This window comes from Photorhabdus sp. RM96S, assembly GCF_042879335.1.
GTDB lineage: Bacteria > Pseudomonadota > Gammaproteobacteria > Enterobacterales > Enterobacteriaceae > Photorhabdus > Photorhabdus kayaii.
In genome coordinates, this window is the sequence record NZ_JBHFKT010000038.1 from 1 (window position 1) to 23111 (window position 23111).

Genomic DNA, 23111 nt, shown 5'->3' on the forward strand with positions numbered 1-23111 from the left:
ACCAGTACCGGACTGAGCCGAGATAAAATTGAAACGTTAAAGCATTAAATTAATCTTCTCTTTTACAGCAAAATGCCGATATTTAAGATCGGCATTTTTGTTCTTATTTATGGCTTTAGCCAGTTTAAGTAGCGTCAGCTTCTTAAACATAAAACCACCCGCTATGCGGGTGGAAATCAAGGGTTATACCAAGAAAAACACCTTTCCGTTACGATATAGATGTTCAAGCTAATATACGTAACTCAAATAAGGAAAGGTGTTTATGGGAATTAAAGCACAAAGCTCAGCACATACAAAGTGTAGTGGTCAACTAATTCCGGACAGTAAATTAGAGAGAGCCTCAGCTTTTGCCGGTGGCACCCCCTCGTTGAACTGATGTGGCCGACTCCAGTTGTCATAATCCATCAGGTAAAAACTTATATCCCGCTGGGCTTCTGCTCTGGTCATATAACCGGTTACAGGCATCCATTCTGATTTCAAGCTTCTAAACAGCCTTTCCATTGGGGCATTATCCCAGCAATTGCCACGGCGGCTCATACTTTGCGTCATGCGATAACGCCACAGCCTTTGCCGGAATGAATGGCTGGCATATTGGCTACCCTGGTCTGAATGGAACATCACGTTTTGCGGTCTGCCGCGTTGCTCGTATGCCATATCCAGTGCTTTAACCACTCAATCCGCATCCGGCTTTGCCGATAATGCCCAGCCAACCACTCGACGACAGTATAAATCCAGTACCACAGCCAGATAATGCCAGCCGCCTTCTGCCCAAATATAGGTAATATCACCGCACCAGACACTATCTGGCGCGCTAACGTCAAATTCCCTATTGAGATGATTCGGGATATCTGACCGTTCAGTCCGGGCCGTTTGATAACGGTGTGGGCCAGGCTGCTTACTGATTATCCCGGCTTCTTTCATCAGGCTTCTGACCTTGAAGCGCCCTATCTGATACCCCAGAGCACGCATCATGCCCAGTAACGTTCTGCTGCCAGCTGAGTGGCGGCTTGCTTTAAATAACGCGGTGATTTTACTGCGCTGCTCTAACCGTTCAACATTAATCAGCCTGCTGCAATGCTTGTGTTCGTAATAACTGCTGGCGGCAACATCAAACACATCACAGACTAATTCCACTGCTTCATGCTCTCTTAACGAGTCTATCAACGTGTACGTTCGAGTTCGTCCGACATCAAGAGAGCGGTAGCCTTTTTTAATATCGCTTTCTCCCGCTCTAACCGATTGACTCTGGCCTCCAGCTCTTGAATGCGCTGCTGCTCTGGCGTCAGGGCTTTAGCCTTCGGTGTCACACCGCCCCGTTCTTGCTCAAGTTGCTCAACCCAGCGCCGCAGCACCGATTCACCCACACCAAGTGACTTAACTGCTTCTGCAAGGCGGTAGCCTTGGTCAAGTACCAGACTGGCAGCATCACGCTTAAACTCTGTAGAAAACGTACGACGTTGTCTTGTCATTGAACACCTCTTTTAACTAACGTGGTAATCTTACCACTTAAATGGGTGTCCGGTTTTATTAGACCACTACAACCTGAAAGATAACGGGTATAAATCCTTGAATTAATGAAGGGCTTATGGTTGCTCCCCTTGTGTTTCATTTATCCTTCGAAAAAAGCAAACCATAGGCTCAACACGATCTTCTCTACTCACTCTTTTGATCATCAATTAATCGATGAAAGAAAAATAGCCAAATAACCTCATTCCTGATAAATAACTTTTCAAAATAGTAGAACACTTGGAGGGAACTCAGTCCAATTTTTGCAATCTGATCAATTGTAAATAATCCCAAACCACTAAACGGACTGAGTTATGCCTATCATAGCACCTATACCCCGCAATGAACGACGCCAGATGAAAAAAATTATCCAGAACACCCGAGATAAAGATTATGCTCGCAGGCTCATGGCCATATTGATGCTGCATCGAGGCGAGTCTGTCTCTCTGGTCGCCAAAACCCTTTGCGCCAGGCGTTCTTCTGTCTATCGCTGGATAAACTGGTTGACTTTATATGGTCTGGAAGGACTCAAAAGCCTGCCTGTGGGCAGACCCGCTGTCTGGAATTTAATCCCGCTTTATCCTTTGCTGTCTTTTTTATTGCAATATTCTCCCCAGCAATTGGGTTGCCTGCGTTCTCGCTGGAGTCTTGAGTTTTTTATAATTAAAATCAATGAATTATTAAACATAAAATTATCCATCAGTACCTTCTATCGTTACTTACATAAAATGGATATCGTGTGGCGAAGGGCAGCCCCGACGCTTAAATTACCCGATCCCGAGTACCCTGAAAAAATGGCGAAAATTACCGAGGCATTGTCAAAGTGTTCAGAAAAACATCCCGTTTTTTATGAAGATAAAGTCGACATTGAGCTGAATCCAAAAATCGGTGCTGACGGGTATTTAAAAGGGCAACAGAAACGTATAGTGACACCAGGAAAAAACCAAAAACATTATTTTGCAGGTTGCCTGAATGTTCAAACGGGAAAAGTGACTTATGCTGACGGGTTAAATAAGAATTCTCAGTTATTTATCAATGTATTGGAAGAACTTGAACGCCAGTATTGTCATGCTGAAACCCTCACTTTGATTTTGGATAATTACAGTATCCATAAAAGCCGACGGGTCAGAGATTGGCTGGCTTGTCATCCTAAATTTAATCTGTTGTTTTTACCTGTTTATTCACCCTGGCTGAATAAAATTGAGCGTCTGTGGCAATCCTTACATGAAACGGTGACACGAAATCATGGCTGTCAGTATATGTGGCAGTTGCTTGAGAAAGTGAAAACGTTTTTAAATTCATGTCCCTACAGGAATAGCAGAGAATAAAAAGAGTGAGTGTATTATAATTATGAAAAGTTATTTATTTATTACTAAGTCATGCTCTCCCTGCTGACTGGGGTAGCACCCCACTTTGTTTAACCTGCCATAATCATTTAAAAATGAGAATACAGAAGTATTAGGAATACTATATCGAGGACAGATTTAATTCAATAAGTGCAATTTTTTAAAAGAAGATTTAATTGCATTTACTATGCGAATTTAAGGATATTAAAGTTATCTTTGCTATTTTTTGCTGTCGTTTAACTTTGTTATATCCAATTGAATTATTGAGAAGATTTCCAGTCCCGATACTTTTTTGTGAATCGCTTTTCGGTACTGGAAGAGCTGACATTGAGAACGATTGATTTTGCATTGGCAAGATCAAGGATAGTTTAAGAGCCGTGAAGGGGGAAATGTCACCTCTTGTCATGTCAGGTGTCAAGATTTAGGCCATTGTCTGGCGGTATGTAGTACACGGAGAATTCTTACTATTCTGCCTGCAACGTCATAAATTAATGTGTAATTTTTGTGGGCCACTAACTCACGAGTGCCGTTAACCCTGCCTGGACGACCAGAGTCGGGGTGATTAGTTAGATAACTGGCTTTCTCTGAAAAAAGTTCATCAAGAGCTAATGCTGCTAAAGGGTTATTTACCTCAATGTAGTTATATATTTCCTCACGGTCTTGAATGGCTTCTGGCGTCCAAAATAATTGCATTACTTGGCCTCAAAACGGCGGAGTGTAGCTTTGCGGCGGGCTAAAAATTTAGCCTCAACTTGGTCGGCTGGCACTAGATTACCGGCATCGGCAGAAGCTTGGCCTATTTCTATTTGCCTGCGGAGCCAAGCATCGTGGACGCTCGCTTCTTGTTGCTGACGCACGAAATCGCGCATGAAGTCACGTAGTAGTTGTGCGCCTTTGCGATCGAGTGATTTCGCTGCTGCGGTAAAGTCATTTTTCAGGGCATCATCAACCCTAAAGGTAAAAGTAGTTTCGCTCATAGCTAATGATTCCATCGTAATGTGTTACAAAGTAAGTACAGTGTAGTACTTAAATGGGTGGAATACTACCTTTCGCTTCTAGATCGACGAGGCTTTTCTGAATTTAGTCGACCATAAGCTGGCCGATACGGCAGTCGTACAGCGTAGCTAGTTTCTCTAGAGTAGATCGACGAGGCTTTTCTGATTTTTCCCACTGAGAGACAGCAGACTGACCGACACCTAATTTTTCTGCAACTTCTGATTGTGACAAGTCGCGATAAACACGCCAAGCAGCAATGATACTAATTTGTTGTTCAACCATGATCCCAACTACTTCATGTGGGATAGTTTCTTCATCATTTTCACCTACTTCATATGATACTGATACATAATCTTCATCTCGATCAGACAGGGCTAGTAGACGTTCATACTCCGCTATAGGCAAAATTACTGATTGCCGTACACCGTTTTCGTCAGTAATAAAGTTGATTCTAGGCATGGAATTTACTCCGGTTAAATTAAATTTAATCAATATAATACAATAGATTATGATTTTTCCTTGCTATTTTTTGCTAATAGGTGTTTGTTTGTCTGCGTTTTACTTCTTTGACTTCGATGATCACAGGTTCACCGTTAATTACGTCAAATAAGATGCGATAATCACCTACTCTTAATCGATACTGGTTTTTGCTGCCGCTCAGCTTTGTTATATCCAGTTGAACTATTGGGAAGCTTTCCAGTTCCGATACTTTTTTGTAAATCGCTTTTTGGTACCGGATGTCGATCTTGGCTAACTGTTTAGCAGCTCGACCAGACCAAACCACTTTGATCATTTTTTCCCTTATCGATTAAAAAACAGATCTATTTTAGATGAGACTAATATTAGATTAAAAGTCTGATATTGACAATGAAAATCTAATTTTTATGTCCATTTTTCTAATGTAAGAATAGTAAGTCTAATAATCAAGTAGTAAGCTAATAATGTTAACTACAGAGATATCTCTATAACTGACATTGAGAACGGTTGATTTTGTATTGGCAAGGAAAGACAGCCTAGGAGACGACTGTCAGGGAAGAGAGGGCTACTTAGTCATACAGTTTAGAGCTTTTCTCCATTAACGGCTGACCAATGATAAGGTTGTAATTCACTTATGGTTTTAAATAACAGCTCGTTTTTCTCATTAGTCACCGCCGCTTTTACGGAGCCTCCCCAATGAACCAGACGTTCCCGACATATTCCACAGGGTGACAAAATGATATATTCACAACCGGCATCTTCACGGCAGAGACATATAGAGTGCGTTACCGCTTCATTCAGTTTATGGGCCTCTAAATAGGCGCCAACTTCCATACAAAGAGATAATGCGTCATTTTTGGTATCAGGGGCAATGCTGGTTAAGATTTTGCCCGATTCTGTCCGTACCGCGGCAGCGCCACCCCATCCTTTGGGGTATCGTTTTTCAATTAAGTTAACTGCGGCATTATATAACTCTTGTTCTATATTCATTAATTTACTGCTCCTATCTCGTTAGCTTATTTTATTTTTCTGGGTTAATAAAATAGTACAATTTATATCATATAAAATACGGATGGTTTTTTCCAGGTAGACTTTGTTTTAAATAATATTTTTAAATAACCATCCCACTGATAATGACCGCCAGTCGATTAAATAATTCACTAAACATACGTTCGGTAAATGGCGCTAACATCGGGATTAAAAGTGTGAGTACCAATATTCCGGTAGTTAGTGTTAACGGAAAACCGACCACAAAGATGGAAAGCTGTGGTGTCATCCGGTTTAAAATCCCCAATGATAAATTCAGTGTTAATAATAGTGTTATCAATGGTAGAGCCAGCATCATGCCGTTGATAAATATCATGCTGGCGCTTTGTGCTAGCAGTAAAAATCCTTGAGCGCTGAGTTGCAGTGGTTGTACCGGAAGAATCTGGAAGGTGTCTGCCAGAACCGATAATAGCCATAGGTGACCATCAAAGGCCAGAAATAACAGTAAGGTCAAGAGGTTAAAGATTCGTGCCAAAATAGGCATATTGGGGCCGCCGGAGGGATCAAAAAAGGTAGCGAATGAGAGCCCCATTTGTAAACCAATCACTTCACCGGCATGACGCACGGCTGCAAAGGCAATTTGCATTGTCAGGCCAAGTGATGCCCCAATTAAGATTTGCTGGAGCATCACCCAGAATGCCGCAACAGAGAAAATAGGCACTTGCGCAGGTTGCAGGTTTGGCATCAAGAGCAGTGTTACCATCACGGCTAGTCCGATTTTGACTTTCTTAGGTGCCTGTTTTTCACTGAATAATGGCGCAGTACTGAACAGCGCAAGCACCCGAATCAGCGGCCAGAAAAATTCACTGACGAACTGGATCAGCATTTCACTGTTAAAAGAGATCATAACTAGCCAATTATCACCGGTATGCTGCTGTAGAGTTCACGCATGTAGTCCAGCAATAGGTTTAGCATCCAAGGACCGGCGATAACGGTAGTGACAAATACCGCCAGAATTTTGGGAATAAATGATAGTGTCATTTCGTTAACTTGTGTTGCAGCTTGCAATAAGCTCACAATTAAACCACATAATAAAGCCGCTAACAGCAACGGCGCAGCTAGCGCCAATGCGACTTTCATGGCTTCTGTTCCCAATGCCATTACTGATTCAGGAGTCATAATGTTTGCCTCTTTTCAGGTCAACCGTAAAAACTTTGTGCCAGAGAACCCAGTAGTAATTGCCAGCCGTCAACTAAGACAAATAGCATGAGTTTAAAGGGCAGTGAGATGGTTGCAGGGGGGACCATCATCATCCCCAACGCCATCAATACGCTGGCGACCACCAGGTCAATAATCAAAAATGGAATAAACAGGGTAAAACCAATCTGAAAAGCGGTTTTCAATTCGCTGGTAATAAATGCCGGCATTAATACTCGCATAGGAACAGAATCGGCAGTTTCAAATGGCGGCTGATCAGCAAGACGTGCAAACAGCGCTAAATCGTTTTCCCTTGTCTGACGCAACATAAATTGCCGTAACGGCTTGGCGCCATTTTCTAACGCGGTTTCCAGACTAATTTTATCTTCACTGAAAGGCAGATAAGCATCTTGATAAACTTTATCGAAAACCGGTGACATAATGAAAAACGTCATAAATAACGCCAGTCCAAGTAAAACCTGATTAGGCGGTGCCGATGGGGTGCCTAAAGCATTACGCAATAAACCCAACACGATAATAATGCGGGTAAAACTGGTCATCATGAGTAGGGCTGCGGGAATAAACGTCAGCGCGGTAATGAAAACTAATGTTTGAACCGGTAGTGACCAACTCTGCCCACCGTTTGCCAGCGGTTGACTGATGATGCCCGGTAACTGTGCCGCGGCATCTATCGGTAAAATAAGCGCGGCGAGTATCATCCCCAGGCGGCATGACAATGCAAACTTATCCCTTATAAAGAGAGAACTACTTTTTTTCATCATCTTTGCCTTGTCGCATCAGCGTATTTTTTAAAATCTGACCAAATAGTGCCGGTTTTATAGTTTGTTCTTCGGTGGTATCACGGTGGGATTCAGGTATTGGCATCTGGTGTAATAAATTAATTTGCTGAGCAGTGACACCTAATACCAGCCAGTTATCTTCAATTTCGACAATGACGACACGTTCACGTTGTCCCAGAGAGCAACTGGCTTTGATACTCAATTGTTGCTGAGTTTTCCCTTTGTTGGAAAACAGCCCTATACGGCGTATTAGCCAAGTGAGGGTGAAAATCAATAGCAATACCCCCGCCAGCGCACTACTGACCTGCATCAACGTCTGACCTGCGGGAAGTGGCGCGGATGTGGCGACTTGAGTAACCGCTTGGGTTTGCGCGGCAGAACCTGCCGCGCCATTATGCAAAGAGGGCTGGAAAGCCATATTAACGACTCAGGCGACGCATACGTTCAGAAGGGGTGATGATATCAGTGATACGGATACCGTATTTATCGGATACAACCACAACTTCACCCTGAGCAATCAGATATCCATTGATTAAAATATCCAACGGCTCCCCGGCAAGGCCATCAAGAGAAACTACTGAACCTTGAGATAATCTCAGCAGTTGTTTGATGGTCATTTTTGTTCGGCCCAATTCTACGGATAATTTAACCGGAATATCCAGAATCAGGTCGATATCCGATAAGTGAGCCAGTGTATCCTGAGGCTCCAGAGATTCAAAAATTGCCGCGCTACTGTCAGAGGTTTGTTGTTGCGCGGCCTGTTGTTCCAGAGCTTCTGCCCACATATCTTCGGCAGATCCGGTTGAAGCGGTATCTGTGGGTTGCTTAGCATCACTCATTGGGCTGTTCCTCATCCAGAGCATTTAAAACAGGGTTAATAAGATGTTCGACACGCAGGGCATATTGCCCGTTTAATGTTCCGTACTGACTGGTGAGCACGGGCACACCATCAACGTGAACGATCAGGCGTTCGGGTTTATCAATAGGTAAGATATCGCCCGGCTGAAGTTGCAGGATTTTTGACAGCCTCAGCGGGATATCAACAAAGTTAGCGACCAATTCCAGCTCTGAATGCTGAACCTGTTTTACCAGGCTTTCTCGCCACAGGCTGTCTTCTTGCCGGGCATTTTCCAATGGTGGATTGGTCAGACGTTCCCGTAGTGGTTCGATCATGGCAAACGGAATACAGATATTAAATTCACCACTCAACGCACCAATTTCCACTTGAAATGGCGTTGTCACCACAATATCGTTCGGTGATGTTGTAATGTTGGTGAATTTCACCTGCATTTCAGAGCGAATATATTCCACTTCAATTTTGAAAATGGCGCTCCAGGCATCACGATAGGAATCCAATGCCATGCGTAACATCCGGTTAATCACTCGCTGTTCAGTATGGGTGAATTCACGACCTTCCACTTTGGTCGGGAAACGTCCGTCACCACCAAACAGGTTATCTACCGCGATGTAAACCAGGCTTGGTGCAAATGCAAACAGCGCTGTTCCTCTTAGCGGTTTCAGATGAACCAGATTAAGGTTGGTCGGTACTGCCAGGTTACGGGCGAATTCATGATAAGGCTGAATTTTTATTGCGCCGACGGTAATGTCAGGACTACGGCGGAGCATGTTAAACAACCCCATCCTAAAATGACGAGCAAAGCGTTCATTAATAATTTCCAGTGCTTGCAGACGTTCCCGAATAACACGACGTTGGGTATTGGGATCATAAGGGCGAACCTCATTTTCCCCGGACGCGGTATTTTCTACGTCGTCACTGGCACTGTCGCCATTGAGCAGAGCATCAATCTCTGCCTGTGAAAGAATATTGTCACTCATGGTGATTATCGCAGAATAAACGTGGTAAACAGCACATCGGTGATGACCTGATCCGGTTCACCGGGTACCAAGGTTGGGCGAAGTGTTTGCTTGATGTCGTCCATTAGACGCAATTTACCGCTGTCATGAGCCAGATCGGCTGATTTTTGGCGTGATAATAGCAACAACATACGACTACGAACTTCCGGCAGATACTCGTGGAAACGCTGGCGAGTTTTTTCATCAGCTAAACGTAAAGTCACACCAATGTAGAGCACTCGGTCAAAGTGATCTTCATTGTCGATCAGGTTGACGGTGAAAGGCTCCAGAGTCATAAAGACAGGGACTGCTATGGCTTTGGATGCCGCGGAGTCACTCTCTTTTGCCTGTTTAAGTGCCCACCAACTGTATCCCCCGATGGCGGCACCGATAACGGCAATCAGTACTAACAGTATCATCCCAAATGGATTTTTGCGTTTATGCTCGTAGCTATAGTCAGACATGGACAGACAAATTCCTGTTTTTGTTGCGGATAAGTGTCCACGCATTCCATAGTGGGCTGACTTATCCATCAATATCGATAATCATTATCCCGCGTATTTCCGCAGGCAATAGCTGGAACAAACGGGGAAAAAACGACTAACTCGTTCGTTTGTTGTGAAGCTACTTGTCACTATCAGGCGAAAATATCCACACCTCCTCGGGCGGACGCGAGTTGATGAGGTGTTAAATGTACTGTGGATTCAGTGGCTGAGTGATTTTCCGAGGTGGCATCAGCATTGCGACTTGCGGTTCCGCCTGAATGTTGTGAATCAGAGCGTTGTTCTTGTTGCCACGGGCTAGCGTTATCACTGCTGACACTGCTTTGGGTCAGTTGAATACCACTTTCTGCCAGTGCATGGCGAAGTCCAGGTAATGCCGCTTCCAGTGCTGCCCGGACATGGCTGTGAGCCGATGCCAGATGTAATTGTGCTTGATTATCTTCAACGGACATGCGGATTTGCAAGGCACCTAGTTCTTGTGGATGCAGGCGCAGCTCTGCCTGTTGCAGGCCGTTGCGGTTGAATAAAATAATTTGTTGGTTTAATTGTTGTTGCCACTCTTCACTACCTAACTGGGCATTCAGTAAGAGGGTAGAGGTACTGGATAACTGAAACTGGGCGGTCTGATTGTGTCCTGCGGAGAGCAGGGGAGAGGTTGCCACAGAGGAGATTTGCCCGATTTGCTGATTTTCAGTGGCGGTCGGTGCGTGCTGGATCTCAGCTTGAGCGGTAGTTTGAGTTAATGCTGATTCGCGTGGATGGGGCTGAGTTGTCGTTTCATGCTGGATAGTTGCGACAGCAATCTTGGGTTTTACTGAAGAATGTTGCACCAGTCTGTTTTCAGGTTTGGTTTTAAAAAAGGTTTCTGCTTTTTCTTCTTCTTGTTTTGGTTGTTCTGCAATCTCTGTCAGAGGATTCTCTTCAGCCGATAATCCTGTAATGGCTAATTCTTTCGCGCTAATTTGACGGTTTTTATCATTATGCTTGATGAGTCCGTCAGGTTGGAGGCTACTTTTCTGGTTTTCTGATTTGATGGCTAACCCGGATAATTGTATGGGTAAACTTGCCGCCAGCTCTTCTGCTGACATGAGTTTCTCATCAACAGCAACCGGTTGTTTGTTTGCATCTGCTTTTACATCAAGGGGAATCAGCGAGGAGGTAATAGGCTCCGTTGGTATTTCATTGGAGGTAGATAATTCATTTGCGATAGACAATTCGTTTGGGACAGATAATAATGGCGACAAATCGTGGTCTGTATCATCAATAATCTCTTCTCCTTCTTTGGATGATACTTTTCCTGGTTTGACCCCGCCTTTCTGCGCCAGTTCGGTTTCCAGATTAAGAAATTGAGCAAAAGCCGAAGGTTGATCGGCATCAGTGAGTGAATTACTGCGCGTTGGTTGATTTTCTGTCGGTTTCAGGTCGGCAGGCAAAAGAGTGAGATTCATTATTTATTTCTCCGTTGTGCGCTACGTTGGGCATATTCATCCATCTGTTTCTGTTCCGTTCTGTTCTGATGTAATCTTCGGTTGTTATCTGCCCGTTGTTGCAAAGTATCGAAGGCATTAAGGCGCTGTTGTTTTTCCCGCCACTGTGATAAAGCCGTATCAAGCCGCTGTTGCCATTGATTAAGCTGCAATTTGTGCTGTTCAATCGCTTTTTCCAGCGTTTTCATGAATTGCTGATAATTTTGCCAAGTGGTACATGGCATACCATTACTCAATGTGTCATTTAGGCGTTCCCGGTATTCATCCTGATAGCCCATCAACGTTACGAGTTGTTGCTCCATTTGCTGATAGTTCTGACGAACTTGTGCTAAGTGAGTGGCGGCTTTTTCCACTGCATTTTGTGCAAGGTCACGCAAGGTTATGAGAGGTGATTGTTGCTGCATCTTATTCCTCGCTTTAATGGCAACACCCAGAAAATCGTTACGTTATGTAGGTAACAACTGTTGTAATTGAATGCAGGCAGCTTCATATTCACTACGCTCTTCAATATCTTGCTGTAGAAATTGTGCCATGTAGGGATAAAGCTCAATGGCTTTGTCCAATAGCGGATCACTGCCAGCCGCATAAGCACCGACGTTAATCAGATCACGGTTACGCTGATAGCTTGCGAGTCGTTGTTTGAACTGCTGTACCCGCCGGTAGTGCTGCTTATCAATGAGTGCGGTCATCGCGCGGCTGATAGAGGCTTCAATATCAATTGCCGGGTAATGCCCTGATTCTGCCAGCGAACGGGAGAGGACGATGTGACCATCGAGAATTGCTCGGGCAGCATCGGCTATCGGGTCTTGCTGATCATCACCTTCGGTGAGTACGGTGTAGAACGCGGTAATCGATCCACCGCCATTCACCCCATTGCCTGCACGTTCCACGAGTGTCGGAAGTTTGGCGAAAACCGAAGGCGGGTAGCCTTTGGTTGCAGGAGGCTCGCCAATGGCTAGGGCAATTTCACGTTGAGCCATACTGTAGCGGGTCAATGAATCCATAATTAGCAATACATGTTTACCCCGGTCACGAAAATCTTCAGCGATACGGGTAGCGTAGGAGGCACCTTGCATGCGCAACAGAGGTGAGATATCGGCGGGTGCGGCGACAACCACTGAGCGGGCTAAGCCAGCGGTGCCGAGGATGTTTTCAATGAAATCTTTAACTTCGCGGCCACGTTCACCGATCAAGCCAACGACAATCACATCAGCTTGTGTGTAACGTGCCATCATGCCAAGCAGAACACTCTTACCGACCCCGGAACCGGCAAACAATCCCATACGCTGCCCACGGCCTACGGTCAGTAGGGCATTAATCGCTCGTACACCGACATCCAGTACATCACTGATTGGTGTACGTTGCAGAGGATTGATTGGCGGTGTGGTGAGTGGGGCACGATAGCCGGTATCTGGCGAAGGAAAACCATCCAGTGGACGACCGGCGCCATCCAAAACTCGTCCTAACAGTTCCGGGCCAAGCGGTAACTGGCGTCCACTGCCACAATCTTCACTGTATGGGCGGGCGTATACACGGGCGCCGGGTACAATGCCTTCCAGATCTTCAAGTGGCATGAGGAGAAGTTTTTCGCCATTAAAACCGACAACTTCACTTTCAACTTCTTCAATATTGCTGCCATTTTGCCGCTCAATCAGGCAGGTTGCTCCGAGAGGTAGATGTAAACCCGTTGCTTCCATCACCAGCCCGGTCGCTCTGGTCAGACGTCCATAACGACGCACTGGTGAAGTTTTCTCCAGTTTCTGCTCAAAAGCATCCAGTGTCGCCAGCCAGCGCCCGAGTCTTGCTGTCATTACAATTCCCCCGGTGCGGCCAGCCGGCATAACTCATGCCAGCGAGTGGCCAAACTAGCATCTAAATCGCCTTCATCGGCACTGATTTTGCAACCACCAGGATGCAGTTTGTTATCTGCCAGTAAGCGCCAGCCGTGTAATGAGAGCGTATTGCCTAATTGTTGTTCAACCATTGGCATGTCGCGTGGATGAACCCGCAATTGGGGTTTTCCACTCAACATTGGCTCCTGTTGAATAAATTCACGGATCTGATTGAGCAGGGCGGTGCCATCACAAATCGCCGGTTGACCTAAGATCTGTTTCGCCGCGGTCAGTGCTAGCTGCATCAAGCGGGAGGCAATGATCGTGTCAAGCCCTTCCAGTGAGTGTTGGAAATCCGCCAGCAGATTTTGCCACTGTTCGGTGATAGGTTGCTGTTGCTGAATAGCATCTTTTCGCCCCTGTTCCAAACCGGCCTCTAAGCCGGTCTGGTAGCCTTTTTCATAACCTTGCGCTTGACCTTCGGTAAATCCCTGTTCATGGCCTGCTTGTCGAGCCTGTTCTTTCAGGTTATCCAGCATTACCGCCTGTTCAAGGATTTCATTGTGCTCAGAGTCTTCCTGTGAGTCATCAACGGGCTCTGGTTTGGCCCGTAGTTTTTCCCACTGTGTGAGTTCGTTTGGTTTCCAGGGTTGCCAGTCAGCATTGTTTAATTTATCAGACATAGCTATCGTCGCCACCATTTAGGATAATCTCACTGTTTTCTGCCAGACGACGAACAATAAGCAGAATCGCTTTCTGTTCGCTTTCCACTTGCGACATCCGCACCGGACCACGGTTTGCCAGGTCATCGCGCATAATCTCTGCGGCACGTTGAGACATATTGTTGAGGAAATGATCGCGCAGTTGCTGGTTGCAGCCTTTCAATGCAATGAGCAGGGAGTCAGTCGTGATTTCCTGCAACAGGCGTTGGATACTGCGGTCATCCACATCGATAAGGTTTTCGAACAGGAACATTTCATCGATGATTTTTTGTGCCAGTTCATTATCGTAGGCACGCATGGCTTCGATAACATTCTCTTCTTGCTGACTTTTCATCAGGTTGATAATTTCAGCCGCAGTACGAACGCCACCCATTTTGCTACGCTTGAGATTCTGACCGTCTAACAGGTTATTGAGCACTTCTGTCAGTTCAGCCAGTGCCGCTGGCTGTACCCCACCAAAAGTTGCGATACGTAGCATGATGTCGTTGCGTAATTTGTCATCAAACAGCGCAAGGATATCGGCTGCTTGTCCACGATTTAAGTGAACCAGAATGGTGGCGATAATCTGTGGATGCTCTTCACGGATCATATCGGCTGCCATTTGTGGTTCCATAAAGTTGAGGGTCTCAATACCAGTGGTGGTTTCACGGGATTCAAGAATATCCTCAAGCAGACTGGAAGCGCGTTCTTCACCTAGCGCTTTAATTAACACCGAGCGTAAATAGTCACTGGCGTTGATACTCAGTGCTGCATACTGGCCGGCATCTTCTTCAAATTCTGCCAATACATCCACCAGTTGCTGGTTAGAAATTTGGCGCATGCCTGCCATTGTGATACTGAGTTGCTGGACTTCCCTGGAGTTTAGGTGTTTAAACACCTCAGCCGCCTGATCTTCTCCCAGGGTCATTAACATGACGGCGCTTTTTTCTGTTCCGTTCAGGCTCATTGTTCGTTACTCATCCATTGACGGATCACCAGTGCCACTACGCGAGGATCTTTTTCTGCCAGCTCGCGAATGCGTTGGCTTTGAATTTCAGCACTGACTCGTTGACGTGTCAGTTTCTGGCGCGTTTTTTCATCCATTTCTGCACTAGATTCAGTCATTTGTTTTTTCTGAACTTTCTGTGCTTCAAGGGCGGCTTTTTCCGCAGCGCGTTTTTTGGCAAGTTGAGGCACAACCATTTTGCGCCACAGCAGCCATGCCACCAGAATCAATAGCAGGTAGCGGCCAAAATCGAAGGCTTTTTCCAACAGAACCGGATTCTGCCAGACAGGGATAACCTCGATATTTTCTTTGCTTTCAGTAAATGGCGTGTTAACCACATTTAAGCTGTCGCCACGCTCTTTAGAAAAGCCCATCGCTTCTCTGGTCAGCGCTTCTATTTTTGCCAATTGCTCAGGGGGTAGTGCCTGAGTTTCCGGGCCATTCTTGCCTTCTACCGTGGCATAATTGACGACAACAGCGACAGATAAGCGTTCAACACCGCCGGCTTGTTGTTGCACATGGCGAATAGTCCGGTCCACTTCATAGTTTGTGGTTTCGTCACGGCGGTTATTGCGATTACTGTTGACCGTGCGCTCGTTACTACTACCGGCGGATGAGGTTTTCTTATCGCCCTTGTCGTTTTTGTTGTTCTCTTTGGTATTTGGCTTATCAATCGGCGCACTCGGTGGCGGGCTAGGTTGATTGGAAAGCGCGCCGGGAATACCGCCAACCTGAGGGCCGCCACTCTGTTCGCTCTCGCTTAACTGTTTTGAGCGAACCGCCGCCTGATTTGGTGGCTGATTAGGCTTATATTCTTCCGCTGTCTCTTCACGACGGGAAAAATCCACCTGTGCCGTCACTTGCGCGTGAACGTTACCACGGCCGACAACCGGAGCCAAAATCGCTTCAATACGATGTTGGAAGCGGTTCTCTACTTCCTGAATGTATTTCAGTTGACTGGTGTTTAGGTCGCGGCCGGTAGCGTCGGCTTGGGTCAACAGACGTCCAGCTTGATCAACGATGGTGACATTGCTCGGCGGTAAGCCGGCGACACTACTGGAAACCATATGGACGATGGCATTTATCTGGCCTTCATCCAAAGTGCGGCCTTGTAATAGCCCAACGGTAACGGAGGCTGAAGGCGATTTCTGTTCACGGACAAACAGCGAGGGTTTGGGGAGTGCAAGGTGAACACGGGCATTTTGCACCGGCCCCAACGATTCAATGGTGCGTGACAGTTCACCTTCCAATGCCCTTTGGTAGTTAACTTGCTCACTAAATTGGCTGATGCCAAACTTTTCTTTATCGAGTAGTTCGAATCCCGCAGCCCCACCCTTAGGCAGCCCTTGTTGTGCCAATCTTAGCCGTGTCTCATGCACCTGTTCGGCAGGGATCATGATAGCAGCGCCATTTTCGGCAAAACGGTAAGGGATATTTAATTGGGTTAATTGGGTGACAATATCGCCACCATCTTTATCGCTCAGATTACTGTAAAGCACCCGATAATCGGGGCTGCGTAACCACAGGAAAAGGGCAATGACAATCGCAACGGCTGCGCTGCCGGCAACTAATAATGGCACTTTAGGATCAGCTTTTATCTGGTTAATGATAGCACTGAAACCTTTAGTTTGATTTTCAACGTCGGTTGTTGCGGCACTCATAGACGATCCTTGCCTTGCTGTTCAACATGAATACTAAAAGCGTGGCGTAACAAAACAGACTCCCCATACGCAAGCGAAAAAATTCTTCCTATTTTCAGTTTTGTCATTATTCGCTGTTCACTCATCTTTTAATGGCACAATAAGCCCTGACTTTTTACTTTAATTACCCGCTTTAGATCGAGAGGGCTATGTTAGGGTGGCAGTCTAAAAATATGCCGTATAAGCTTTGGGTTAATATGGCATTGAATTGCGTAGGGTATAGGGTGGTTTAACACGAGGTTTTTATGTCAATTCAGGCAATTGAAGGCGTGCTGCAACAGATGCAGGCTCAGGCATTACAGGCAGCCAATATCGCAAAACCCATGCCATTGCAGGGTGGATTTGCCAGTCAACTAACGGCGGCTGTGGGTAAAATTAATCAAACACGTTTGAATGCCACAAAACAAACTCAGGATTTTACCTTAGGCGTACCCGGTGTTGAATTGAATGATGTGATGGTGGAGATGCAGAAATCCAGTATCGCTTTGCAAATGGGCGTCCAGGTAAGAAATAAGCTGGTGGCTTCTTATCAGGAGATTATGAATATGCAGGTGTAGGTATTAATTTATATCCGTCATCTTTCAAGTTGCCTCTTTGTTGGCTGCACTCACTCACCCCGGTCACATCGTTATCTATGCTCCCGGGGATTCGCTCCCTTGCCGTCGCGATGCATCTTAAAATCCATTGGGTATATTGATATCTATCGTTATCAACCTTTTGTATTTTCTGTTTGGGGATAGCCACCCGGATTTGCAGGTGGCCTTTGATGTTATGGATGTGCAATTATCGGTTTTATTTCGGGTCTTTTGTGTTGGGAGGCAATCCATAGCTCATATTGAGATTGCATTTCTGTCCACATTTCAGCGCTGGTTCCCAATGCAGCCTCTAGACGTAATGCCATATCCGCGGATATGCCGGCATTGCCGTTTAATATACGGGATAATGCGGCGCGAGTGATGCCCAATGATTTTGCTGCGTCAGTTACAGATATATCCCCAAGATACTCGCGTAAAACAAATCCAGGATGTGCCGGGTTATACATTCTGCCCATTTTGTTATTCCTCAGTGGTAATCTTGATAATTGACGAGAATGACATCTTCACCTTCAAATCTAAATGTTAATCGCCAATTGCCATTGACCGATATAGCCCAGTGACCTTTTAAATCAGCCCCTTTTAGCGGATGAAGTTTCCAACCCGGAGCGTTCATATCATCTGGTTTTTTAGCCGTGTTTAATGCGGTTAACTGAATTTGTAACTTTACAGCATGTTTTGGTTGAATGCCTGCTGTAGTGCCAGTTTTGAAAAATTCTTCCAGACCTTTATGTTTGAAATTTTTAATCATTTTCGACATTGTAGCATTGTGTTGTGTATAGCGATACTATACGGATATGGGTGTCAGAGGTCAAGTTACAGTATTTCGGGGTTTTTCATACTAGTTTGCCTTACTTATCATTGCTCATTGTTGGCAGAGGCGATTTAATCACCAAGATTTCTTATCTATTTCTTATAATCTGAATTGAAATCAATACATCCTAAACCAAGCTCACAAAACGGGTAAATAATGGTGATGAAAGTACATCACCTTTATTTCTCAATTACTTTTGTTCCGTAGAGTTCATAAGAGTATGATAGGGTTCAACAGGGAATTGGCCGTAGCTATCATTTAATAATTGCTGTTGGCTTGCTTGTTTGATGAGTTTACTTAATTCATCAAGTCTTTTCTGTAGTAGTTTTTTAATCTCATTTTCATTATCTAAAATTGTCTGCAAAATGTTGGTCATTTTTTGCTGTAACGAAAGAGAAGTCGTCGATGATATTGAAGAGTGGCTGATCACTTCTACTGCTTTGAGGTAGGTGATTTCCATATCAACAAGTTCATCCCATTTTTCATTTTTAGCTAAATTAAGCATTTGCTCACTTAAACTTAGGATCTGTTGGTAAGCTGACAAAAGATCCATTTTATTATCCATTAAACAATATCCTGACTGGCGTTGTAATGAGGGCCAATTTGCCGCCAAGCGTCTGAAATCTCGGTGAGTAACTTTATTACTTCGGTAATGGCTGGCTCATCATTGCGTAAATTAGCGTAGAGTAAACGTTGGGTCATATAGTCGTAAAGGGAAGCGAGATTGTGTGCCAGCTCTCCACCTTTTTCATTATCTAACCCCTGTTTGAGGCCATTATCGATGATATTGATCGCTTTGGAAATAGCTGCGCCTTTTTCCGCGATATTACCTTGTTCCATCAGAATAATTGCTCGACGCAGGGCGCTAAGCGCCCCGTTGAACAAAATCTGAATCAACTGATAGGGGGAGGCGTTCATAATTTCGCTTTCCACATCTATCTGGGCATATAATTGACTTGCCGAACGTTGATACATAATTTCCTTTAATTATCTCATTTGCTGTAATTGTGAGAGGAAGCTACCGGTTTTTCCCAAGGAAGAGACCATTTTATCCAGTTGTGAAAATTGGCGTTTATAACGTTCAATTGTTTCGTTAATATTCTGTTTCGTCCTGTCTACTTGTTGATCAAGGTTTTTTAGACGCTTGTTAATGCCATTAGTCGCGGTAACTAAAGTACCTTCATGACTATCCAGAGCATCTTTTAGTAGTTTATGTGTCTGGGTGGCAAAACCCGTTTCTTTACCGTCACCCATAAAGAATGCTTTTACATTAGTCGGTTTTTCTTTTAGATTTTTTTCCAGTTTTTCGTTATCAATTTCCAGCTTGCCGTCAAACTTTTGTTTAATGCCCAGTTTATTCAGGGTTGGAATATCATTAACTGCCTGAGAGCTGAAAATCTGGCTTCTTAGCTGGTTCTGTATTCCGCGTAATGTGCTGTCACCTAATAAAGCACCATTATCTTTCGACGGTTCTTCACCCTGTTTTACTTGCTTAAATTTGGTCAGTGAATCAAATGTCGTTTGTAATTCATTATAAGCATCAACCCAGTTTTTAATCGCCTCTTTCATCGGCTCAATATCACGGGATATGACCAGCATTTCTGGCTTATATTCCCCTGGTTTATCTTTATCCTCGGTCGTTTTTTTCAGATCTAGTTTAACGCCTTCGGGTGCATCGGTAATATGGTTTGTCTGACGTTCAATTGGGATTTTATTAACGGTTAACAGTGCATTCTTAGCTTCGACGGTTTGAGTGAGTTTACTCGTTGTGCCCGGATAGTCTAGAAACTCGCTAAGTTTGTTATCACCTTCAACAGTGATGGTCATCACGGATTCAGTGCCCGCTTTTTTAGCCGTTAGCACTAAATAATTTTCGCCATTTTTTGCCTTAATAATACTGGCGTTGACATTACCTTCCTGTTTATTAATCGCATCACGAATCTCAATGATGGATGTTTGTCCATCTGTCAGCTCGATTTTCATCGGCTTTTTTTCACCAGGCTGAGTAATAGTGATTGTCCGGGTTTTACCTTCGCCCAAAGATTCACCCACATACTCTTTGATATTATTGACTTTTTCTGTTTTTAATGATTGTGCCTGTGCCAATTGTTTAACTTCAATACTGTAGTTACCTGGGCTGGCTTTGGAATCAGTACTGGCAACGAATGCATCATGTTTTTCGCTGGCAGTGGTTGTGTTAAGTTTATCGAATTTTTTCAGTGATTCAGACGCGGTTTCCAGTTTTTCTAAACTGCCTTTTAATGTACCAAAAGCGGTTAGTTTACCTTTATAACTGGTTTGTTGCTGTGTCAGCGGTACTAAACGTTTTTGTTCTGCTGCCTGAAGTTTATCCAATATAGAGCCCAGATCCATCCCCGACCCGGCGCCTAATGAAGAAATGCTAGCCATTTATTGACTCCTTTATTAGTAAAGCTTTATTGAACCGGTTATCGGTAAGTTTTTAGAAAAGTTTACTAATAAAAATAATTTTTCTATGGTAAGAATAGTCGTGAAGAACCGACGTTGTTTGGCTTATCAGGGCAGCGTGATAAAAAAGAAAAAGTTTTTTCAAGAAAAATTAAAGGTTCTTTGAGGAGCGCCGATAAAACTGTTGGCGGTGATGAACACCGTGGGTAAAACCCAAACTTATATATCGACTTGATTTTAAAAAGGAACTCTAACTATGGCACAAGTCATCAACACCAACAGCCTGTCCCTGCTGACTCAGAATAACTTGAATAGATCCCAGGGTACTTTGGGTAGCGCTATTGAGCGTCTATCTTCTGGTCTGCGTATCAACAGCGCGAAGGATGACGCGGCTGGTCAAGCGATCGCTAACCGTTTCACTGCAAATGTTAGAGGTTTGACTCAGGCAGCACGTAACGCTAATGACGGTATCTCTATTGCACAGACTACCGAAGGTGCACTGAACGAAATTAACACCAACTTACAACGTATTCGTGAACTGACTGTTCAGTCACAAAACGGCAGCAACTCTGAAAGTGATATCAAATCTATCCAGGAAGAAGTGACTCAGCGTTTAAAGGAAATTGATCGTATTTCTGAACAAACTCAGTTCAATGGTGTTCGTGTTTTGCGTGAAGATAGCAAAATGACCATTCAAGTTGGTGCTAATGATAACGAAGTTATCGACATCGATCTGAAAAAAATCGACAAAGAAGCTCTGAATCTGGGTAAATTTACTATTTCTGCGGAAGTTCCACACGGAGAAGTAGTTAAACAGGTTGACGATGGTGCAGGTGGGAAGAAAGATATCGATCATACTGCCGACGCTAAAGTTAAGGACCTGAAAAATGTAGAAGTCTATAAAGCCGTTAAGGATGATGGTTCAGTTGATCCTGGTAAATATGTTGTCAAAGGTACTGACGATACAGATGGCAAAGTAAAATATTTCGAAGCCACTATTACTAAAGAGGGTAAATTAACAGCAGGTGCAGACATCACTGCTAAAGCATCAGAAAAGCCTCTAGAAACTTTGGACAGCGCTCTGGCACAAGTTGACAGCCTGCGCAGTTCTTTGGGTGCTATCCAGAACCGTCTGGAATCTACCGTTAACAACCTGAACAACACCGTTAACAACCTGAGCTCTGCTCGTAGCCGTATCGAAGATGCTGACTACGCGACCGAAGTATCTAACATGAGCCGTGGTCAAATTCTGCAACAAGCGGGTACTGCGGTTCTGGCTCAGGCTAACCAAGTTCCTCAGACTGTATTGTCTCTGCTGCGTTAATTGCTCAGCTAGGGCAATATGTGAACCTGATTCACATAAAAATCCAAACAAATCAAGGATCGGCTCGCCGGTCCTTCTTTTTTAGGAGTTTATCAGGAACAGCCTAAAATTTGTGATACTATTAGGCAGACAATAAATTTCGCATAGGTGAAAAAGAAGTGTTTTTACTACATTGTTCAAACGATTGCCCTTGTTAGGGGATTGGATAATGATGGTTAGTCTCTTTTTCCAAAGGTGTCTGTTGTTGTGAGCGATTTGTATACCGCCGAAGGCGTGATGGACAAAAACAGCCTCTGGAAGCGCTACGTACCATTAGTTCGCCATGAAGCGTTAAGGCTACAAGTTAGGTTACCCGCGTGTGTGGAGCTGGATGATCTACTTCAGGCCGGGGGAATCGGCTTACTAAATGCGGTGGAACGTTTTGATTCCTTACAAGGAACCGCGTTTACCACTTATGCGGTACAACGCATCAGAGGTGCAATGTTGGATGAGTTAAGGAGCCGCGATTGGGCTCCGCGTAGCGTGCGTCGTAATGCGCGCGAAGTGACGCACATCATCCGTAAACTTGAGCAAGACTTAGGCCGTCCAGCCAGTGAGCAGGAAGTTGCTAAAGAATTAAAGATTGATCTGATAGAATATCGGCAGATACTGTTAGATACGAATAACAGTCAGTTGTTTTCGTATGACGAATGGCATGAAATTCATGGTGAAAGCTGTGAACCTGCCATTGGAGAAGGGCATGAAACTAATCCCTTACAACAATTGCTGGAGAGTGACGTTCGTCAACGGGTAATTGAGGCTATCGATTCGTTACCTGAGCGAGAAAAAATGGTTCTGACGCTGTATTATCAGGAAGAACTTAATCTGAAAGAGATTGGCGCAGTACTTGAAGTCGGGGAGTCCCGTATAAGTCAGCTACACAGCCAGGCGATTAAACGCTTGCGGGCACGCTTAAATCCGGAAAAGTAACTTTTTTGCTTATTTGTTTTTTGTTTAAGACTACACACAGGGCTTATCTCTTATGTCTGTTACAACACAAAAGAAACGGCCGCTCAGCCGTTACATTAAAGACTACAAACATAGTCAAACTCATTGCTTGCATTGTCACAAAGCTCTTGACCGTATCTCTTTGGTTTTTAATGGCCAAGTGATCAACAAAGAGTCCATCTCCGAGATGACGGAGTTGATTGATGACAAGACTTGGGATGAGCTGCAAGATAAATTTGTCGCGTTATGTCGTTTTTGCAGTGAGATTTATTGCAATAGCGAGACAGATTATTTTGACATCATGTCTTTCAAACAGTACCTGTTTGAACAGACTGAAATGAGTCATAGTACTGTTCGTGAGTATGTGGTTCGTTTACGACGTTTGGATGAATTGCTCACTTCAAGCAATTACCCTGTAAAAGAGTTCACAACAGAGAAAATTCAGGAAAAACTGAGTGAGAAGCTGTCACAGTCGGCATTCAGTAACTACAACATTGCCTTGCGCAAGTATGAACAGTATTTGAGCTGGCAACAGGGCGGTCACTAAGCTGGAAATATAAACAGCAAAGAGATG

General features: G+C 44.5%; 29 protein-coding genes and 1 pseudogene. 5 read left to right on the forward strand and 25 right to left on the reverse strand.

Translation table 11 applies throughout. The features are described 5' to 3' along the window. Positions 1-306: 306 nt before the first annotated feature. Positions 307-1469: pseudogene (locus ACGF49_RS19115) on the reverse strand (IS3 family transposase). A 351-nt stretch (positions 1470-1820) separates the two neighbouring features. Here ACGF49_RS19115 and ACGF49_RS19120 point away from each other — a divergent pair. After that, complete coding sequence (locus ACGF49_RS19120; RefSeq protein ID WP_113043999.1) at positions 1821-2834, forward strand: IS630-like element ISPlu10 family transposase; 1014 nt, start codon at positions 1821-1823, stop codon at positions 2832-2834. 432 nt (positions 2835-3266) lie between these two features. Here the strand turns inward: ACGF49_RS19120 and ACGF49_RS19125 are convergent, their stop codons facing one another. The 18 genes from ACGF49_RS19125 to fliF all read right to left on the reverse strand — a co-directional run bounded on the left by ACGF49_RS19125 (position 3267) and on the right by fliF (position 16353). Further along, positions 3267-3545, reverse strand: a complete 279-nt coding sequence (locus tag ACGF49_RS19125) for a type II toxin-antitoxin system RelE/ParE family toxin (protein WP_113043998.1) — start codon at positions 3543-3545, stop codon at positions 3267-3269. Continuing rightward, positions 3545-3829, reverse strand: coding sequence for a CopG family ribbon-helix-helix protein (locus ACGF49_RS19130; protein WP_011146195.1), 285 nt, complete (start codon positions 3827-3829; stop codon positions 3545-3547). The genes ACGF49_RS19125 and ACGF49_RS19130 overlap by 1 nt, the downstream gene beginning before the upstream one ends. Positions 3830-3932: 103 nt before the next feature. Further along, positions 3933-4307 carry a helix-turn-helix domain-containing protein gene (locus ACGF49_RS19135; protein WP_113043997.1) on the reverse strand — a complete coding sequence of 125 codons (375 nt, stop codon included), beginning with the start codon at positions 4305-4307 and terminating at the stop codon, positions 3933-3935. A 73-nt stretch (positions 4308-4380) separates the two neighbouring features. Beyond that, complete coding sequence (locus ACGF49_RS19140; RefSeq protein ID WP_112895984.1) at positions 4381-4641, reverse strand: type II toxin-antitoxin system RelE/ParE family toxin; 261 nt, start codon at positions 4639-4641, stop codon at positions 4381-4383. Positions 4642-4907: 266 nt separating this feature from the next. Beyond that, a complete protein-coding gene (locus tag ACGF49_RS19145; protein ID WP_387492315.1) occupies positions 4908-5315 on the reverse strand; it encodes a cytidine deaminase in 408 nt (135 codons plus the stop codon). 121 nt (positions 5316-5436) lie between these two features. Further along, positions 5437-6219, reverse strand: a complete 783-nt coding sequence (gene fliR, locus ACGF49_RS19150) for a flagellar biosynthetic protein FliR (protein WP_228901545.1) — start codon at positions 6217-6219, stop codon at positions 5437-5439. 2 nt (positions 6220-6221) lie between these two features. Beyond that, complete coding sequence (fliQ, locus tag ACGF49_RS19155) at positions 6222-6491, reverse strand: flagellar biosynthesis protein FliQ (RefSeq protein WP_049581963.1); 270 nt, start codon at positions 6489-6491, stop codon at positions 6222-6224. Positions 6492-6511: 20 nt separating this feature from the next. Next, the gene (fliP, locus tag ACGF49_RS19160) at positions 6512-7228 is read right to left on the reverse strand and encodes a flagellar type III secretion system pore protein FliP (protein WP_112896021.1); all 717 of its coding nucleotides are present in this window, start codon (positions 7226-7228) and stop codon (positions 6512-6514) included. Positions 7229-7274: 46 nt separating this feature from the next. Continuing rightward, positions 7275-7727 carry a flagellar biosynthetic protein FliO gene (gene fliO / locus ACGF49_RS19165; RefSeq protein WP_113043994.1) on the reverse strand — a complete coding sequence of 151 codons (453 nt, stop codon included), beginning with the start codon at positions 7725-7727 and terminating at the stop codon, positions 7275-7277. 1 nt (position 7728) lies between these two features. Continuing rightward, positions 7729-8148: a flagellar motor switch protein FliN gene (gene fliN / locus ACGF49_RS19170; RefSeq protein WP_112876880.1), complete on the reverse strand. Its 420-nt coding sequence runs from the start codon at positions 8146-8148 to the stop codon at positions 7729-7731. After that, the gene (gene fliM, locus ACGF49_RS19175) at positions 8141-9145 is read right to left on the reverse strand and encodes a flagellar motor switch protein FliM (protein WP_112876881.1); all 1005 of its coding nucleotides are present in this window, start codon (positions 9143-9145) and stop codon (positions 8141-8143) included. The genes fliN and fliM overlap by 8 nt, the downstream gene beginning before the upstream one ends. A gap of 5 nt (positions 9146-9150) precedes the next feature. Further along, positions 9151-9627: a flagellar basal body-associated protein FliL gene (gene fliL / locus ACGF49_RS19180; protein ID WP_113043993.1), complete on the reverse strand. Its 477-nt coding sequence runs from the start codon at positions 9625-9627 to the stop codon at positions 9151-9153. 173 nt (positions 9628-9800) lie between these two features. Beyond that, positions 9801-11114: a flagellar hook-length control protein FliK gene (locus tag ACGF49_RS19185; RefSeq protein WP_228901543.1), complete on the reverse strand. Its 1314-nt coding sequence runs from the start codon at positions 11112-11114 to the stop codon at positions 9801-9803. Beyond that, positions 11114-11557, reverse strand: coding sequence for a flagellar export protein FliJ (fliJ, locus tag ACGF49_RS19190; RefSeq protein ID WP_113043991.1), 444 nt, complete (start codon positions 11555-11557; stop codon positions 11114-11116). Before fliJ ends, ACGF49_RS19185 begins: the two co-directional genes overlap by 1 nt. Positions 11558-11599: 42 nt before the next feature. Beyond that, on the reverse strand, positions 11600-12964 hold the full coding sequence (gene fliI / locus ACGF49_RS19195; RefSeq protein ID WP_387492322.1) for a flagellar protein export ATPase FliI: 1365 nt from the start codon (positions 12962-12964) through the stop codon (positions 11600-11602). Then, the gene (fliH, locus tag ACGF49_RS19200) at positions 12964-13668 is read right to left on the reverse strand and encodes a flagellar assembly protein FliH (protein ID WP_228901539.1); all 705 of its coding nucleotides are present in this window, start codon (positions 13666-13668) and stop codon (positions 12964-12966) included. Before fliH ends, fliI begins: the two co-directional genes overlap by 1 nt. Next, complete coding sequence (gene fliG / locus ACGF49_RS19205; RefSeq protein ID WP_113043988.1) at positions 13661-14653, reverse strand: flagellar motor switch protein FliG; 993 nt, start codon at positions 14651-14653, stop codon at positions 13661-13663. Before fliG ends, fliH begins: the two co-directional genes overlap by 8 nt. After that, positions 14650-16353, reverse strand: coding sequence for a flagellar basal-body MS-ring/collar protein FliF (gene fliF / locus ACGF49_RS19210; protein WP_387492325.1), 1704 nt, complete (start codon positions 16351-16353; stop codon positions 14650-14652). The genes fliG and fliF overlap by 4 nt, the downstream gene beginning before the upstream one ends. A gap of 284 nt (positions 16354-16637) precedes the next feature. Here fliF and fliE point away from each other — a divergent pair, with 284 nt between their 5' ends. Further along, positions 16638-16949, forward strand: a complete 312-nt coding sequence (fliE, locus tag ACGF49_RS19215) for a flagellar hook-basal body complex protein FliE (protein WP_113043986.1) — start codon at positions 16638-16640, stop codon at positions 16947-16949. Here the strand turns inward: fliE and ACGF49_RS19220 are convergent. From ACGF49_RS19220 to fliD, 6 genes are all read right to left on the reverse strand, one after another. Beyond that, positions 16930-17136 carry a hypothetical protein gene (locus ACGF49_RS19220; RefSeq protein WP_387492328.1) on the reverse strand — a complete coding sequence of 69 codons (207 nt, stop codon included), beginning with the start codon at positions 17134-17136 and terminating at the stop codon, positions 16930-16932. The genes fliE and ACGF49_RS19220 overlap by 20 nt on opposite strands. A gap of 25 nt (positions 17137-17161) precedes the next feature. Further along, the gene (locus ACGF49_RS19225; protein WP_113043985.1) at positions 17162-17443 is read right to left on the reverse strand and encodes a HigA family addiction module antitoxin; all 282 of its coding nucleotides are present in this window, start codon (positions 17441-17443) and stop codon (positions 17162-17164) included. Between the two features lie 11 nt (positions 17444-17454). Continuing rightward, positions 17455-17736: a type II toxin-antitoxin system RelE/ParE family toxin gene (locus ACGF49_RS19230; RefSeq protein WP_113043984.1), complete on the reverse strand. Its 282-nt coding sequence runs from the start codon at positions 17734-17736 to the stop codon at positions 17455-17457. 253 nt (positions 17737-17989) lie between these two features. Beyond that, positions 17990-18364: a flagella biosynthesis regulatory protein FliT gene (gene fliT / locus ACGF49_RS19235; protein WP_113043983.1), complete on the reverse strand. Its 375-nt coding sequence runs from the start codon at positions 18362-18364 to the stop codon at positions 17990-17992. After that, a complete protein-coding gene (gene fliS, locus ACGF49_RS19240; protein WP_011146214.1) occupies positions 18364-18774 on the reverse strand; it encodes a flagellar export chaperone FliS in 411 nt (136 codons plus the stop codon). The genes fliT and fliS overlap by 1 nt, the downstream gene beginning before the upstream one ends. Positions 18775-18786: 12 nt before the next feature. Next, the gene (gene fliD / locus ACGF49_RS19245) at positions 18787-20208 is read right to left on the reverse strand and encodes a flagellar filament capping protein FliD (protein ID WP_228901531.1); all 1422 of its coding nucleotides are present in this window, start codon (positions 20206-20208) and stop codon (positions 18787-18789) included. A 274-nt stretch (positions 20209-20482) separates the two neighbouring features. Here fliD and ACGF49_RS19250 point away from each other — a divergent pair, with 274 nt between their 5' ends. The 3 genes from ACGF49_RS19250 (at position 20483) to fliZ (ending at position 23084) form a co-directional block, all read left to right on the forward strand. Then, positions 20483-21550 carry a FliC/FljB family flagellin gene (locus tag ACGF49_RS19250; protein ID WP_271859725.1) on the forward strand — a complete coding sequence of 356 codons (1068 nt, stop codon included), beginning with the start codon at positions 20483-20485 and terminating at the stop codon, positions 21548-21550. 246 nt (positions 21551-21796) lie between these two features. Then, positions 21797-22519, forward strand: coding sequence for an RNA polymerase sigma factor FliA (locus tag ACGF49_RS19255; RefSeq protein ID WP_113043980.1), 723 nt, complete (start codon positions 21797-21799; stop codon positions 22517-22519). Between the two features lie 52 nt (positions 22520-22571). Further along, positions 22572-23084: a flagella biosynthesis regulatory protein FliZ gene (gene fliZ, locus ACGF49_RS19260; protein WP_011146218.1), complete on the forward strand. Its 513-nt coding sequence runs from the start codon at positions 22572-22574 to the stop codon at positions 23082-23084. The last annotated feature ends 27 nt before the right edge of the window (positions 23085-23111 follow it).

Bases quoted from the DNA above. Each gene is read 5' to 3' on its own strand.
- ACGF49_RS19250 (WP_271859725.1), top strand. From the start codon at position 20,483: ATGGCACAAGTCATCAACACCAACAGCCTGTCCCTGCTGACTCAGAAT.
- ACGF49_RS19140 (WP_112895984.1), bottom strand. From the start codon at position 4,641: ATGATCAAAGTGGTTTGGTCTGGTCGAGCTGCTAAACAGTTAGCCAAG.
- ACGF49_RS19185 (WP_228901543.1), bottom strand. From the start codon at position 11,114: ATGAATCTCACTCTTTTGCCTGCCGACCTGAAACCGACAGAAAATCAA.
- fliD (WP_228901531.1), bottom strand. From the start codon at position 20,208: ATGGCTAGCATTTCTTCATTAGGCGCCGGGTCGGGGATGGATCTGGGC.
- ACGF49_RS19130 (WP_011146195.1), bottom strand. From the start codon at position 3,829: ATGAGCGAAACTACTTTTACCTTTAGGGTTGATGATGCCCTGAAAAAT.
- ACGF49_RS19145 (WP_387492315.1), bottom strand. From the start codon at position 5,315: ATGAATATAGAACAAGAGTTATATAATGCCGCAGTTAACTTAATTGAA.
- ACGF49_RS19230 (WP_113043984.1), bottom strand. From the start codon at position 17,736: ATGATTAAAAATTTCAAACATAAAGGTCTGGAAGAATTTTTCAAAACT.
- fliQ (WP_049581963.1), bottom strand. From the start codon at position 6,491: ATGACTCCTGAATCAGTAATGGCATTGGGAACAGAAGCCATGAAAGTC.
- ACGF49_RS19135 (WP_113043997.1), bottom strand. From the start codon at position 4,307: ATGCCTAGAATCAACTTTATTACTGACGAAAACGGTGTACGGCAATCA.
- fliH (WP_228901539.1), bottom strand. From the start codon at position 13,668: ATGTCTGATAAATTAAACAATGCTGACTGGCAACCCTGGAAACCAAAC.
- fliE (WP_113043986.1), top strand. From the start codon at position 16,638: ATGTCAATTCAGGCAATTGAAGGCGTGCTGCAACAGATGCAGGCTCAG.
- fliS (WP_011146214.1), bottom strand. From the start codon at position 18,774: ATGTATCAACGTTCGGCAAGTCAATTATATGCCCAGATAGATGTGGAA.
- fliN (WP_112876880.1), bottom strand. From the start codon at position 8,148: ATGAGTGATGCTAAGCAACCCACAGATACCGCTTCAACCGGATCTGCC.
- fliG (WP_113043988.1), bottom strand. From the start codon at position 14,653: ATGAGCCTGAACGGAACAGAAAAAAGCGCCGTCATGTTAATGACCCTG.
- fliL (WP_113043993.1), bottom strand. From the start codon at position 9,627: ATGTCTGACTATAGCTACGAGCATAAACGCAAAAATCCATTTGGGATG.
- ACGF49_RS19225 (WP_113043985.1), bottom strand. From the start codon at position 17,443: ATGGGCAGAATGTATAACCCGGCACATCCTGGATTTGTTTTACGCGAG.
- ACGF49_RS19120 (WP_113043999.1), top strand. From the start codon at position 1,821: ATGCCTATCATAGCACCTATACCCCGCAATGAACGACGCCAGATGAAA.
- fliZ (WP_011146218.1), top strand. From the start codon at position 22,572: ATGTCTGTTACAACACAAAAGAAACGGCCGCTCAGCCGTTACATTAAA.
- fliT (WP_113043983.1), bottom strand. From the start codon at position 18,364: ATGGATAATAAAATGGATCTTTTGTCAGCTTACCAACAGATCCTAAGT.
- fliJ (WP_113043991.1), bottom strand. From the start codon at position 11,557: ATGCAGCAACAATCACCTCTCATAACCTTGCGTGACCTTGCACAAAAT.
- ACGF49_RS19125 (WP_113043998.1), bottom strand. From the start codon at position 3,545: ATGCAATTATTTTGGACGCCAGAAGCCATTCAAGACCGTGAGGAAATA.
- fliR (WP_228901545.1), bottom strand. From the start codon at position 6,219: ATGATCTCTTTTAACAGTGAAATGCTGATCCAGTTCGTCAGTGAATTT.
- fliI (WP_387492322.1), bottom strand. From the start codon at position 12,964: ATGACAGCAAGACTCGGGCGCTGGCTGGCGACACTGGATGCTTTTGAG.
- fliO (WP_113043994.1), bottom strand. From the start codon at position 7,727: ATGGCTTTCCAGCCCTCTTTGCATAATGGCGCGGCAGGTTCTGCCGCG.
- fliM (WP_112876881.1), bottom strand. From the start codon at position 9,145: ATGAGTGACAATATTCTTTCACAGGCAGAGATTGATGCTCTGCTCAAT.
- fliP (WP_112896021.1), bottom strand. From the start codon at position 7,228: ATGATACTCGCCGCGCTTATTTTACCGATAGATGCCGCGGCACAGTTA.
- fliF (WP_387492325.1), bottom strand. From the start codon at position 16,353: ATGAGTGCCGCAACAACCGACGTTGAAAATCAAACTAAAGGTTTCAGT.